Source organism: Paenibacillus sp. FSL R5-0473 (assembly GCF_038004565.1).
GTDB classification, from domain to species: domain Bacteria; phylum Bacillota; class Bacilli; order Paenibacillales; family Paenibacillaceae; genus Paenibacillus; species Paenibacillus amylolyticus.
The window spans coordinates 3327829-3342159 of sequence record NZ_JBBORL010000001.1 but is presented as its reverse complement, the minus strand read 5'-3'; the positions used below and the strand labels follow the sequence as shown (position 1 = coordinate 3342159).

Sequence of the window (14331 nt, the reverse complement as noted above, 5' to 3'; positions counted from 1 at the left end):
TGGTGCATAGGAAGCAAGCAGGCTTGTCATAATAACCTTAGCGATTCTGTTAATCCCACAAGAGAAAGGTAGAGCACAGTCGATGCGAAAAATGAACATATGGCTTTTCACTGCTATTTTGCTGATGTCCGCATTGGGAATCCGCTATTTGCTTCCTGAGAATGCAGCAACCGAAAGTTCGAATCAAAGCACACCACAAGTTGAAGAGAAAGCCTTGCCTACTTTCAGCAGCAACGCTGTGAAATATGGAAGTTACGGTCAGGATGTGTATGAGCTTCAAGGCCGGCTCAAGTATTTGGGATTTTACAATGGTAAAATCGATAGCAATTTTGGCAACAGCACGCTGAAATCCGTCAAATGGTTTCAATCCGAATTTGGTATGAAAGCCGATGGTGTCGTTGGAGCTGAAACCAAACTGAAATTGTATAATGCTTCAACCAAATGGTCGCCAACGGAAACGCCATTGCACAAGGAAAAACCTTCAGGTGGAAGTGATAGTAGTAACAATACGGCAGATAAAGAGCAAGACAATATGGGATCTGCCAATGCCCTTGGTCTCTCAGAGAATGAACTCAAGATTATGGCTAACGCTGTATATGGTGAAGCCCGGGGTGAACCGTTTGAAGGTCAAGTCGCAGTAGCAGCAGTAATTATGAATCGCGTGAAATCACCAAGCTTTCCAAATACGCCTTCTGGCGTGATTTTTCAACCAGGTGCATTTACGGCTGTAGCGGACGGACAGATCTATTTGGAACCAAACGCACAAGCCAAAAAGGCAGTTGAGCAGGCCTTGAATGGATGGGATCCGTCCGGTGGATGTCTCTATTATTTTAACCCGAAGACAGCAACATCCAAATGGATCTGGACCCGCCCACAAGTGAAAACAATCGGACAGCATATCTTTTGTATGTGATGATGTTGGAAGCAACCAGAAGGCGTGACTTCGGTTGCTTCTTGCCTTTTGAATGGGTTAAAATGGTTGTTACGTTTAGCTTAATACGATTGCATGATAAATGACGCCGTAAAGGGGTTTTGACATTTGAATACATCAGGATTCGAACGAGGTAGCAAGAGACAGTTTCGTATACATGTGCTTCCCACTAAACGTTTTAAAACGTTTGCTATATCGCTATATGCAGGAGTTCCTTTACGGGAAGATACAGTAACCAAAGTAGCACTGACACCTTTTGTTCTGCGACGCGGCACGGAGTCCTATCCGGAAACAACGCAATTTCGTGAGCAACTGGAGCATCTGTATGGAGCAGGTTTTGGTTTTGACGTCTATAAACGCGGGGATTACCAGATTGTACAGTTCCGAATGGATACCATTAATGATTCCTTTGTTGGAGGGGATGAACAGCTACTGGATCGTTCATTTGCCTTCTTAGGAGAGGTTCTTACCCGACCTGCACAGGAGAATGGACATTTCAGGACGTCTTATGTACAAGCAGAGCGAGAGACTGTTCGTAAAAAGCTGGAGTCTATCGTGAATGATAAAATGCGCTATGCCGCTGAACGCAGTATTGAGGAAATGTGCAAGAACGAGCCGTACCGTCTTCATCCACTGGGTGAGCGAAAGGATCTGCCTGGGATCGAGCCCGACACACTGACTGCGTCTTATCAGGAGTGGCTGCAGCAGGCGAGTATGGATCTGTACGTGGTAGGGGATACGACACTGGAGGAGGTCGAGAACCTTGTTCAGCGTCATTTCAATGTAGATCGAACGTCCTCCTCTGATTACCAGACACAAGCAGCGGTTCGAGGAAATAAGGAAGTGGAGACCGTTGTTGAGCGACTGAATGTGAGTCAGGGAAAACTCAATATGGGACTCCGTACATCTATCACTTATGGAGATCCTCAGTATGCCGCAGCACTAATGTACAACGGGATTCTCGGTGGTTATCCTCATTCCAAACTGTTTGTCAATGTTCGTGAAAAAGAAAGCCTGGCGTATTACGCGTCATCGCGATATGACGGACATAAGGGCATTGCAACGATTCAATCCGGGATTGAAATCCCTAATTATGAGAAGGCTGTCACCATTATCAAGCAGCAGCTGGAAGAAATGAAAAGCGGTACAATCAGTGATCTGGAAATGTCTCAGACCAAAGCAATGATCCGTAACCTGCTTAAGGAAATGCAGGATTCTGCTTTTGAGATGATCGCTTATGACTTCAATCGACAGTTGTCTGGCAAAGAAAGAACGGCTGAAGAACTTTTGGCTCAGGTAGAACATATTAGCAAGGAAGATGTACGTGAGGCGGCAGAACAATTCCGTCTGGATACGATTTATTTCTTGCGGGATGAGAAGGAGGAATAATCGGTGGAGAGCATTCGGTATGAGCATTTGCAGGAGACACTATATTACGAAGTAATGGATAACGGACTGCATGTCTATATTTTGCCTAAACCGGGGTTCCAGAAAACGTATGCTACGTTTGCAACCAAGTATGGATCGGTGGATAATCATTTTCAGGTTGAGGGGCAGGAAGAAGTGAAGGTCCCGGATGGGATTGCTCATTTCCTGGAGCATAAAATGTTTGAAGAACCAACAGGCGATATTTTTGCAACATTTGCGTCTCACGGTGCCTCAGCTAATGCGTTTACGAGCTTTGATCAGACGGTTTATTTGTTTTCAGCGACTGAATATGTGAATGAAAATATACAAACATTAGTCAACTTTGTGCAAAATCCTTACTTCACGGATCAAAATGTGGAAAAGGAAAAAGGCATTATTGGACAGGAAATTGACATGTATGCTGATAATCCGGATTGGCGTGTTTATTTTGGATTGATCGAAGCCATGTATCAGAAACATCCGGTGCATATCGATATTGCAGGAACGGTGGAATCCATCCGTACGATTACCAAAGAGATGTTATATGAGTGTTATAACACCTTCTATCACCCGAGTAATATGCTCTTGTTTGTGGTGGGTGGTGTAGATCCACAAGAAGTCATTGATATGGTTCGATCGAACCAGGAGCAGAAGGACTATAAGCCACAGGGGAGCATTCAACGTTTCTTCGAACCGGAGCCTGAGCAGGTAGGAGAAGCCAGACGGGAAGCGAAACTGGCTGTTTCACTGCCCAAATGTCTGTTTGGATTCAAGGAGACGGACGTTGGACTCACGGGGGAACAATTGTTACGGCGAGATATGACAACGCAGCTGATGATGGATCTTTTGTTTGGCTCAAGCACACGATTATTTCAGAAGCTCTACGATGAAGATCTGATCTCGGACAGCTTTGGACATGAGTATAACAGTTCGCCGCAATATGCGTTTTCAGCCATTGGTGGTGATACAAAAGACCCGGATCAACTGCTCGCGCGTATACGTGAAGAAGTGGATGCCATTGTAGAAAAAGGGTTCGATTCCACGGATTTTGAACGTGCACGCAAAAAGAAAATAGGCGGATATTTGCGTATGCTCAATTCTCCGGAGAACATTGCGCATGAATTTACACGTCAGCAATTCCGTGGCGGTGATTTTTTCAATATGCTGCCGCTCTATGAATCGATTACACTGGAAGATGTAAATCTCAGACTGAGAGAGCATATTCGGTGGGATCATCTGGCTGTATCGCTAGTCGTGAGTCCTTGATATGGAGAGGGGAACGGGACAATTGAAGGCAATCGGGGAAATGACTGTACTGGTAACTGGCGCAAGCGGTGGCATCGGAGCGGCTATCGCAGAACGCTTTGCCAGAGTGGGAATGAATGTTGTTATACACTATATGAAATCGCATGAAGCAGCGAATGAAGCCGCCAGACGGTGCATGGAACAAGGCAGCGGAAAAATCATGACCGTGTCTGCGGATCTTCGCAGCCGGGAACAGATTGAGCGTATGCGTGAGAAGCTGGAGTCGCACAATCTCATGCCAGATATCCTTGTGAACAATGCAGGAATCTCGCACTATGGGATGTTGGCTGATGTTACAGAGGAGATCTGGGATGAAGTGATGGCGATTAACCTCAAAGGCACGTTTATGTGTACACAGGAAATGATGCCTCACATGATCTCCCAAAGGTATGGCCGGATCATTAATGTATCGTCGATCTGGGGGCTGTCTGGTGCTTCTTGTGAGGTGCTGTATTCCACAACCAAGGGTGGGGTGAATGCATTCACCAAAGCGCTTGCGAAAGAACTCGCGCCTTCCGGAGTAACCGTAAATGCGGTTGCTCCTGGTGCCGTTCAGACATCCATGCTGAGCCATCTGGATCAGAGTGAACTGAAGATGCTGGAAGAGGAAATTCCGGCAGGAAGACTTGCTCAACCTGATGAAATCTCATCATTGGTTTATTTTTTGGCTCTCCCTGAATCGGGTTATATCAATGGGCAGATCATCAGTCCAAATGGCGGTTGGTTAACGTAAAAAAAGCAAGAAAACTTGACTGGCTGTGAACGAACCAGGTGAAGGTTGCTGAGAAGCAGTCGTCTTCCGGATTATTTTCAAAATGCTCGTATATAAAATGCCTCGAAAGCACATATTACAACTGTTGATTTTAAATCTCATGCGTCATCTAAGGAGGATTTATCATGTCAACAGAAAAAACAGTGCTCTCCAGTTTTGACACATGGAAGAAGTTTCTGGGTGACCGCGTACTGCAAGCAGAGAAGATGGGGATGAGTGAAGAAACCATCAACAAACTTGCGTATGAAATCGGCGACTTCCTTGATGAGAAAGTCGATCCGGCGAACCATTCCAACCGGGCATTGAAAGAGTTATGGGATGTCGGCGATGCTGATGAGCGTCGTACGATTGCGTGCCTGATGGTCAAATTGGCCAAACAAAACGCATAAGATTACAGATGAAGAGCTCCCGCAAGGGGGCTTTTCTCTAATGATTACAAACGGATTACAGAGCTGTTCTTGTAATTCATTTTCATTTTATATATCATTAACGTGACCCATTTTTAGAAGATGTCTCAGATTGTTGTCCAGTGGATATGTTCTGTTGCTGTCGAATAATGGGGAATAATGCATTACGGGGTGTTGAAATGGAATCTAAACAATGGTACATGGAATATAAAATACATAAGAACAGACCCGGTTTGTTAGGCGATATTGCCTCTATGCTGGGGATGCTTGAAGTGAATATATTGACCATTAACGGTGTTGAAGGCAAAACTCGAGGCATGTTGCTTGAATCGGATGATGATGAAAAAATCCGTTTGCTTGGTGAAATGCTTGGCAAAGTAAACAGCATCACCGTATCGGCTTTGCGGCAACCTAAATTGGTGGATATTTTGGCCGTACGTCATGGCAGATACATTGACCGTGACTCGGATGATCGCAAGACATTTCGTTTCACACGAGATGAACTTGGGTTACTTGTGGACTTTTTGGGTGAAGTATTTAAGAGGGAAGGCAATCAGGTCATCGGTTTGCGCGGAATGCCTCGTGTTGGCAAAACGGAGTCTATTATTGCGGGCAGCGTATGTGCAATGAAGCGATGGACGTTTGTTTCCTCCACACTTCTTCGTCAGACGATAAGGAGTCAAATGTCCGAAGACGAATTGAACCCGAACAATGTCTTCATCATTGACGGAATTGTAAGTACGATTCGTTCCAGTGAGCGGCATTACAACCTGTTGCAGGATATTATGTCCATGCCTAGCACCAAAGTTATTGAACATCCGGATATTTTTGTACAGGAATCCGAATATGATTTTAATGATTTTGATATTATTATTGAATTGCGTAACATTCCCAATGAAGAGATTATTTATGATACGTTTACGGCTAGCTACACCGATGAATTGTAAGGAACCGTACGGAATCATGGAATAGATTAGCAACAACTCAAGAGATAAACATAAGGAGGAGATGGCATGTCTGAACTGGGTCAGCAGTTAAGGGAGGCCCGGCTGCAAAAAGGGATGAGTCTTGACGATGTACAGGAAATGACAAAAATTCGCAAGAGGTATCTGGAGGCCATAGAAGCAGGAGACTATAAAGTGCTGCCGGGTAGCTTCTATGTGCGTGCTTTCATCAAAACCTATGCGGAGACCGTGGGACTGAACCCTGATGAGCTGCTGGAGGGACACAAAAAAGACGTACCCGAAGAAGAGACGGAAGCAACGATGGAACCGGTTATTCAGAAGCGTTCCAGCCGTCCGGTTGAGCGTAGTAATCGGTGGATGTCTGTCGCGTTGATGTGGACATTCCCTGTTTTGATCGTAGTACTGTTGTATGTATACGTGGTGTATAACAATGGTGATGAATCAGATAATCCGGGTCTTGATCAGGTCAAAATTACAGACAGTCAACAACAGCCTGAGGACAAACCGGATCAACCTGCCGACAACGGACAGGCATCTAATCCGCCTGCGACAGACTCAGGTACTGACGGTACTGGTGAGGGAGACGCTGGCGGTAACGGTGGCGGTACAGACACGGAAGGACAGACGGACGGTCAAACTGATGGCCAAACGGACGGACAGACGGATGAAACTGAGGAAAAACCAACTGATAATTCACCATCTAATGTGAGTGTTTCAGAAGATGGGAAATCAGGAAATATTACGAACTTTAAAGTTAACGGTAGTACAGGGCAACCTGTAACGGTTACGATCAAAGCCACAGGTCATAGCTGGCTGGAAGTGTACAAAGGCGAAAACTCCAGTGGAGAGAAGTTGGAGTATGGTAACACAGCCGAAGGTGACAGCTATACCTTTGAGCTTGATAGTACAGGCATGTATATTAAGTCCGGTTACGCTGCAGCGACCACGATTGAGGTTGGCGGGCAGGTTGTAACGGATGGCAAGGCGACCAATCGGATCCGTTTGAAGCTTGGTGAAGATAGTAGTGGCACTACTTCTTCCACAGGTGTTGAAAATGGATCAACGGACGGTACAGGGGGTACCACGGGTAGCGAATAACCGGGTCAACTGCAGGAGACAATAATCGTGTCTTAACTTGCAGTTAACTTTTGGTGAAGTGAGGTGGATGGCTGTGACAGTCAGCTGGATCGTAACAGGTTTAGGGATCATTGTCAGCCTCCTGGGTTATTACCTGACTCCAAGTGCTTGGGGTTACGGAATATTGGGTTTTGGACTTGCACATGTACTTTTGGGTGTGCTCGATATGTTCAGACAGCCCAACCGCAGCCGCTATTAGGTTGGAAGCTGGACCAGCGAGCATTTTTGGCAGCCACTTGAAGTGGAAGCCAAAAATGCTTTTTTCTTTGTGTAAAACAGCTTGAAATTAGACTTTTGCTTAAGGTATCCTCTATAATGTTACAGAACATACGATTAACTGAAAGGGTGACTGGTTTGAGCTCAGAAAATTCATTTGATATCGTGTCCAAAATGGACTTGCAAGAACTGACAAATGCCGTTACACAAACCGAGAAAGAAATTGGCGCTCGTTATGACTTCAAGGGCAGCAAGAGCAGCCTGAAGCTGGATAAGGATGCGTTAACGATCGTATCTGATGATGAGACCAAACTCAAGGCTGTCATTGAAGTGCTGCAATCCAAAATGGCGAAGCGTGGTCTACCATTGAAAAACATTGATTACGCAAAGGTAGAGCCAGCGTCTTCTGGTACAGTCCGCCAGCGTTTGAATTTTAAACAGGGGATTGATCAGGACATCGCCAAGAAAATCAATATCCTGATTCGGGATTCCAAGATGAAGGTGAAGAGTCAGATTCAGGGAGATCAACTTCGGGTAACTGGTAAGAGTAAAAATGATTTGCAAGCTGTCATGCAGTTGCTAAATGGTGCTAACCTGCCTCTGGATTTGCAATATACAAATTTCAAGTAATAAGGCCTTTTTGTAGCAAAAGTGTTTTTTGACACGGTATTGGGCGTATATTATACTAAGTGTGCATTGCTGGCAGTCAAGCATCAAGTCCAGTCCTCATCGTTTGCTGACTTTGTGAAAAGCAGTACATCTTCTGGAAGTCACCGGAACGTTTAAAGCGTTTTGCTTTTGAGCGGTTGACTTTATTTTTTGCGTTTCTACATAGTGGGATCATGTTAATATGGATTGACATTGAAACTGTACATTTCATGTTCCGGATGATGATAACGGGATTATGATGATTGTTTGGAGTAATGGAGGATATGAGGGAGGGCGTCTTGTGAATTTACCCAACCGGATTACGCTTGCACGAATTTGCTTAATCCCTTTTTTGATGGTGTTCCTGCTCGTGGATTTTCCATTTTATCCAGAGCCGTTGCAGCTTGGAAGCTTGTCGCTTCCGTATAATCAACTGATTGCTGCTGTTATTTTTATCATCGCCGCAAGCACAGATGGAATTGACGGATACCTTGCGCGGAAAAATAACATGGTTACCAATCTGGGGAAACTGCTCGATCCACTCGCAGACAAGTTGCTGGTTACTGCAGTTTTGATCTCGCTTGTGGAGATGGGCAAGCTGGATTCCTGGATTGCAGTTGTGATTATTAGTCGTGAATTCGCAGTTACCGGCTTGCGTCAAATTGCATTGCTGGATGGTTCGGTTGTTGCCGCTAGTGCTTGGGGCAAGCTGAAGACTGTAGTGCAGATTGTGGCGATTGTGCTGTTGCTGTTGAACAATTTCCCGTTTTCATACACGGGTATTCACGTCGATATTATCGCGGTATGGGCAGCAGCGCTTATTACCATCTGGTCGGGTATCGATTACTTTATCAAAAACAAAAATTTGCTTCATTTAACAAAAGCATAATGGTTTGTTCTTAAATGGGTAATCATGAAGGAAGCATTGGGTCAGGGGCAATAGGAAATTATCCTATTGCCCTTTGATCACTCACCACGTGTACAGGAGGATGCTCAATGAAGGCAGAAATCATTGCAGTTGGCACAGAGCTACTGCTTGGACAAATCGTCAATACCAATGCCAGATACCTATCCCGTGAATTGGCTGCGATGGGGATCGATGTATATTTCCAAACGGTGGTTGGGGATAACCTGAACCGACTTAGTGAAGCTATTCGCATTGCGCAGAGCCGTGCAGACGTTATTTTATTTTCCGGTGGCATCGGACCTACACAAGATGATCTGACCAAGGATGCGCTCGCAGCTGTTCTTAACCGGAAACTGCATACAGATCGAATGGCAATGGACAAAATTGAGAGCTTTTTCAGAGATCGTAATGTGGATATGACAGAGAATAACCGACGTCAGGCGATCGTTATTGATGGCGGAACACCTCTGGCCAATGAAACGGGCCTCGCGGCAGGAAATGCGATTTCTGACAATGACAAATATTATGTTGTGATGCCTGGACCACCTAAAGAGTTGATTCCAATGTTTGAACAGGAAGTCAAACCTTGGCTGTTCCAGCATGTACTCACAGAAGAGATGCCGATCTATTCCCGAATGCTCAAATTCGCAGGTATTGGTGAATCTGCTCTGGAAGATCGACTTCTGGATCTGATTGACGCGCAGACAGACCCTACGATTGCTCCTTACGCGAGCGAAGGCGAAGTTACGGTACGCGTCTCCACAAAGGCTGCGAGTGAGGGAGAGGCGAAGCTGAAGCTGGATGCGATGGAGGTTCAGATTCGGGAGCGTTTGACAGAACATCTCTACGCGAACGAGGATGTGCCTATAGAGTACACGATTGTAACCATGATGTCTGACATGGGGCTGACGCTCAGCGCTGCTGAGAGCTGTACAGGAGGGCTTGTCATGCAAAGTCTGACCTCTATACCCGGAAGTGCGTCAATGCTCAAAGGTGGAATTGTTTGTTACTCCAATGAAATTAAAGAAAAGCTGCTGAATGTGCCTCATGATTATCTGGAAGGTGAAGATGCACCTGGGGCGGTAAGTCCTGAGGTTGCAAAAGTGCTTGCTGAGCAGATTCGCATGATTGGCGATGCTGATTTTGGCTTGGCTGTTACCGGTGTAGCTGGACCGGGATATTCGGAACGCAAACCACCCGGACTTGTCTTCATCGCTCTTGCTGAACGTGGAAAAGAGACGGAAATTCATGAGCTGCGTATTAATGGTAATCGCGAGACGGTTCGCATTCGTTCAGCCAAAGCGATTCTCTATCGCTTATGGCAAAAACTTGTGGCGATGGATTGATTAGTTAATAGCTTCGATTGCATTTACAGTTCCAAGCAAGTATAATTAAGGAAGACGGAAGAACCGTAGAATTAGGCTTTACAGCCTTGTTTACGGTTCTTTTTTCTGTTTAATGGAAAGTTTCCTTGAGGAAGAGGCGCCTCGGCCTTTACAAAAAAAACGAATGTATGTTCGAAAAAAAGCTTGGCAAACGTGTTAAAACAAGGTATCATTATCTTATAAACAGTAAAGGGTGTGAGCTTATTGTCAGACCGTCGTGCCGCGCTTGATATGGCGCTCCGTCAAATAGAGAAGCAATTTGGTAAAGGATCCATCATGAAACTGGGTGAGTCCACTCATATGAATGTGGAAATTATTCCCAGTGGTTCCTTGGCTTTGGATATTGCATTAGGAACAGGCGGCTTGCCTAAAGGCCGTATTGTTGAAATATATGGACCTGAATCTTCTGGTAAAACAACCGTAGCATTGCATGCTATCGCTGAAGTACAAAGAGCGGGTGGACAAGCTGCATTTATCGATGCCGAGCATGCTCTTGACCCACAATATGCAAGCAAACTCGGTGTTAATATTGATGAATTGCTTCTGTCTCAGCCAGATACGGGTGAGCAAGGGCTGGAAATTGCAGAAGCTCTTGTACGCAGTGGTGCAGTAGATATCGTCGTTATTGACTCTGTAGCCGCATTGGTTCCAAAAGCAGAGATTGAAGGCGAAATGGGCGATTCACACGTTGGTTTGCAAGCGCGTTTGATGTCTCAGGCGCTGCGTAAACTGTCTGGTGCAATCAGCAAATCCAAAACAATCGCAATCTTCATTAACCAGCTTCGTGAGAAAGTCGGCGTTATGTTTGGTAACCCGGAAACAACACCTGGTGGTCGTGCTCTGAAGTTTTATTCCACAGTACGTCTGGATGTGCGTCGTATTGAGAGTATCAAATCAGGCAATGACATGATTGGTAACCGTACTCGTATTAAAGTTGTGAAAAACAAAGTGGCACCTCCGTTTAAACAAGCGGAAGTGGATATCATGTATGGCGAGGGTATTTCGAGAGAAGGCAGTATCATTGACATTGGTACAGAGCTGGACATCGTTAATAAAAGTGGTGCTTGGTACTCCTACGAAGGCGAGCGTTTAGGACAAGGTCGTGAGAACGCAAAGCAGTTCATGAAAGAGCATAAAGATATTGCTGACATCATTGAACAAAAAATTCGTGTAGCCAGTAACTTGGTTACTGCAGTTCCTGCGCCAACGAGTGAAGAGCAACAAAAAGAAGCAGCAGAAGAACAAGAACTGTTTGAAATCAACGAGTAATCTCTCAAAACCTCCCTTGTAGGGAGGACCCTGAGGGTGTTCCCCACTGGACTCCGTAAACTTATCTGATTGAGCTTGGATCAATCTGGATAATGGATTGTAGTGGGAGTACTCGTGCTGTCTAACAGCCCCTGTCCCAATGGACAGGGGCTGTTAGCACGCTAACTGTGGAGTAAAGGCCGGGCAGAGTTCCCGGTCTTTTGTATTATTGGTGTTCTTTGTCTTATGTGAAGATGTGCTTGGCGTAGTCAGAATGAAAATGTTATGAAAGGGGAGACCAGAATGGATCAACATGACGAGGATTTATATGAAGAAGCAGAACAGGACGGCCTATCCCAATTTCCGGACAACGAAGAACTTATTATTACACGTGTAGAACGAACGAAGAGCAGGCAAGCTCGTTATCGAATCACTTTTGGCATCCACTCCATTACGGTTCTTGAAGATGTGATGATTAAATACAGGATGACTCAAGGTAATACGTTTATGAAGAAGGATCTGGAAGATATCATTCTAGCTGATGAGCGACAGCGGACGTATGCACAGTCTCTGCGTTTTTTGGAGCATAAGCCACGTACGCGCCATGAATTAAGTCAGAAACTTCGTCAGAAGGAGTTTGCTGCACCTTTGATTGAAGAGGCGCTGGATCGGCTTGAGCGGGAGAACCTGGTGGATGACGATCTATTTGCGAAGGAATGGACAAGACAGCGTATGGAGGGCAAGCGGAAGGGAAAACTGTGGATAAGGCAAGAGCTGCGTCAAAAGGGCATTGCCAATGATCTCATTGTTGAGGCACTAGAAGGGATCAGTACAGATGCGGAATTTGAGACTGCCTTGAGTGCCGGACGCAAAAAATGGAATCAGGTCAAAGGGGACGTCAAAGAGAAGAAAAATAAAACGCTTCCCTTCCTAATGAGACGTGGTTTTTCAATGGATATGGTGCGCCGGGTCGTGAATTGTTTAATTGAAGAAGATGAGGCTGGGGACCCTGAAGATGACGAAGCGTTGTTATGGGATTAGCAGACTAGAGTCTCTATACTGCATTCTCTTGACAATTTCTTTCGTCAAATACTAAAATGGACATGAGTCTGTAAGAAATGGACAACCCTTTTTCCTTCCAAAAAAGCGGTTTCGGTTTCTTAAGATTTATACCATTCTTAATTATGGGTTCGCTGGAAACAGTGAATAGTACGTGGAAACATGTACATGTGAAATGAAAATCGGCGGGGGATCGCCGTGAGTATTCGTTATTCCCAAACATATGTAAGGTTTGAAAACTGCAAATTGACCCAAGGAATGCCTTGGAGGAACCAACGAGGAGGTGAACAGTATGGAAATTGCAATCACGATCGCTCTCGTTGCAGCCGCGCTATTCATTGGGTTCGGAGTAGGATATTTTATTCGCAAATCTCTTGCAGAGGCTAAAATCTCTAGTGCGGAACAAGCTGCCGTACAAATCGTGGAGAACGCGAAGAAAGAGGCAGAAGCACTGAAGAAAGAAACGGTGCTGGAGGCGAAGGATGAAATCCATCGCATTCGCGCTGAAGCTGAAAAAGACACTCGTGAACGTCGGAATGAAATTCAACGACAAGAAAGACGATTGTTGCAAAAAGAAGAGTCGCTGGATAAAAAATTGGAATCACTCGAACGTAAAGAAGAGCAAGTGGCTAACAAAGAGAAACGAATTGATGAGACTCAGCAGCAGATCGAAATGATTTACAAAAACCAGGTGACAGAGTTGGAACGTATATCCAACCTCACCATGGAAGATGCACGCAGTATCATACTGTCCAACGTAGAACAGGAAGTTCGTCATGAGACGGCTCAAATGATCAAGGACATTGAACAACAAGCGAAGGAAGAAGCGGACAAAAAGTCCCGCGAGATTATTACACTCGCCATCCAACGCTGTGCGGCTGACCACGTAGCGGAAACAACGGTATCTGTTGTTACCCTGCCAAATGAAGAAATGAAAGGCCGGATTATCGGTCGTGAAGGACGTAACATCCGTGCGCTTGAAACCCTTACAGGGATTGACCTCATTATCGATGATACGCCAGAAGCTGTTATTCTGTCGGGCTTTGACCCGATTCGCCGTGAAATCGCCCGTACTGCCCTGGAGAAACTGGTGGCTGATGGACGTATTCACCCGGCACGGATTGAAGAGATGGTTGAGAAATCCCGCAAAGAAGTGGATGAGCGCATCCGTGAATACGGTGAGCAAGCTACCTTTGAAGTGGGCGTGCATGGTCTGCATCCGGATCTGATCAAAATTTTGGGCCGGTTGAAGTTCCGTACAAGTTACGGTCAGAACGTCTTGAAACATTCCATGGAAGTCGCTTATCTGGCTGGACTGATGGCTGGCGAACTGGGAGAAGACGTAACTCTGGCAAGACGTGCAGGTCTATTGCATGACATCGGTAAAGCGCTGGATCACGAAGTGGAAGGATCACACGTCGAAATTGGCGTGGAACTGGCGAAGAAATACAAAGAACATCCGGTTGTAATCAACAGTATCGCGTCCCATCACGGAGATTGCGAAGCGACTTCGGTCATTGCCATGTTGGTTGGCGCAGCAGATGCGCTCTCCGCAGCAAGACCAGGCGCACGCCGCGAAACGCTGGAAACGTATATCAAACGACTGGAGAAGCTGGAAGAAATCTCAGAATCCTTCGAAGGTGTCGAGAAATCGTACGCCATTCAGGCCGGACGCGAAGTTCGCGTTATGGTACAGCCTGAGAAGATCGATGATGCTGAAGCATTCCGCTTAGCCCGTGACATCACGAAGATGATTGAGAATGAACTCGACTATCCGGGTCACATCAAAGTCACCGTCATCCGGGAAACCCGTGCGGTTGAATACGCAAAATAGAGCATTACGGAAAAGTGGCCGCAGTAGTGGGCCACTTTTCCTGTTGATAGCCTGTTAAAGGCAACTACACATCATGGAGCATGAGATAGAGTCCTGCAAAGGTTCAACAT

At 45.6% G+C, this 14331-nt stretch carries 14 protein-coding genes; all 14 read left to right on the top strand.

Annotated elements, in window-relative coordinates:
* Positions 1-82 precede the first annotated feature (82 nt).
* The 14 genes from sleB to rny all read left to right on the top strand — a co-directional run bounded on the left by sleB (position 83) and on the right by rny (position 14221).
* Positions 83-913 (top strand): spore cortex-lytic enzyme, encoded by an 831-nt coding sequence (sleB, locus tag MKY28_RS14480; protein ID WP_036609278.1) that lies wholly within the window; start codon positions 83-85, stop codon positions 911-913.
* 126 nt (positions 914-1039) lie between these two features.
* Positions 1040-2320, top strand: coding sequence for an EF-P 5-aminopentanol modification-associated protein YfmF (gene yfmF, locus MKY28_RS14475; protein ID WP_340936269.1), 1281 nt, complete (start codon positions 1040-1042; stop codon positions 2318-2320).
* A 3-nt stretch (positions 2321-2323) separates the two neighbouring features.
* Positions 2324-3604: an EF-P 5-aminopentanol modification-associated protein YfmH gene (gene yfmH, locus MKY28_RS14470; protein ID WP_076318533.1), complete on the top strand. Its 1281-nt coding sequence runs from the start codon at positions 2324-2326 to the stop codon at positions 3602-3604.
* A gap of 1 nt (position 3605) precedes the next feature.
* Complete coding sequence (gene ymfI / locus MKY28_RS14465; protein WP_036670413.1) at positions 3606-4376, top strand: elongation factor P 5-aminopentanone reductase; 771 nt, start codon at positions 3606-3608, stop codon at positions 4374-4376.
* Positions 4377-4540: 164 nt separating this feature from the next.
* On the top strand, positions 4541-4804 hold the full coding sequence (locus tag MKY28_RS14460; RefSeq protein ID WP_017689119.1) for a DUF3243 domain-containing protein: 264 nt from the start codon (positions 4541-4543) through the stop codon (positions 4802-4804).
* Positions 4805-5001: 197 nt separating this feature from the next.
* Positions 5002-5769 carry a DUF3388 domain-containing protein gene (locus MKY28_RS14455; protein ID WP_036609270.1) on the top strand — a complete coding sequence of 256 codons (768 nt, stop codon included), beginning with the start codon at positions 5002-5004 and terminating at the stop codon, positions 5767-5769.
* 66 nt (positions 5770-5835) lie between these two features.
* Entirely contained in the window at positions 5836-6885 is a 1050-nt protein-coding gene (locus MKY28_RS14450) for a helix-turn-helix domain-containing protein (protein WP_340936268.1), read from the top strand.
* A 73-nt stretch (positions 6886-6958) separates the two neighbouring features.
* The gene (locus MKY28_RS14445; protein WP_167350848.1) at positions 6959-7123 is read left to right on the top strand and encodes a hypothetical protein; all 165 of its coding nucleotides are present in this window, start codon (positions 6959-6961) and stop codon (positions 7121-7123) included.
* Positions 7124-7278: 155 nt separating this feature from the next.
* Positions 7279-7770 (top strand): YajQ family cyclic di-GMP-binding protein, encoded by a 492-nt coding sequence (locus MKY28_RS14440; RefSeq protein ID WP_036609266.1) that lies wholly within the window; start codon positions 7279-7281, stop codon positions 7768-7770.
* Between the two features lie 319 nt (positions 7771-8089).
* Positions 8090-8677 carry a CDP-diacylglycerol--glycerol-3-phosphate 3-phosphatidyltransferase gene (gene pgsA / locus MKY28_RS14435; RefSeq protein ID WP_017689114.1) on the top strand — a complete coding sequence of 196 codons (588 nt, stop codon included), beginning with the start codon at positions 8090-8092 and terminating at the stop codon, positions 8675-8677.
* A gap of 107 nt (positions 8678-8784) precedes the next feature.
* Positions 8785-10041 (top strand): competence/damage-inducible protein A, encoded by a 1257-nt coding sequence (locus MKY28_RS14430; RefSeq protein ID WP_076249792.1) that lies wholly within the window; start codon positions 8785-8787, stop codon positions 10039-10041.
* Positions 10042-10284: 243 nt separating this feature from the next.
* Positions 10285-11349, top strand: coding sequence for a recombinase RecA (gene recA / locus MKY28_RS14425; RefSeq protein WP_036609261.1), 1065 nt, complete (start codon positions 10285-10287; stop codon positions 11347-11349).
* A 282-nt stretch (positions 11350-11631) separates the two neighbouring features.
* A complete protein-coding gene (locus MKY28_RS14420; RefSeq protein WP_074094594.1) occupies positions 11632-12369 on the top strand; it encodes a regulatory protein RecX in 738 nt (245 codons plus the stop codon).
* A gap of 310 nt (positions 12370-12679) precedes the next feature.
* The gene (gene rny / locus MKY28_RS14415) at positions 12680-14221 is read left to right on the top strand and encodes a ribonuclease Y (RefSeq protein ID WP_036670418.1); all 1542 of its coding nucleotides are present in this window, start codon (positions 12680-12682) and stop codon (positions 14219-14221) included.
* The last annotated feature ends 110 nt before the right edge of the window (positions 14222-14331 follow it).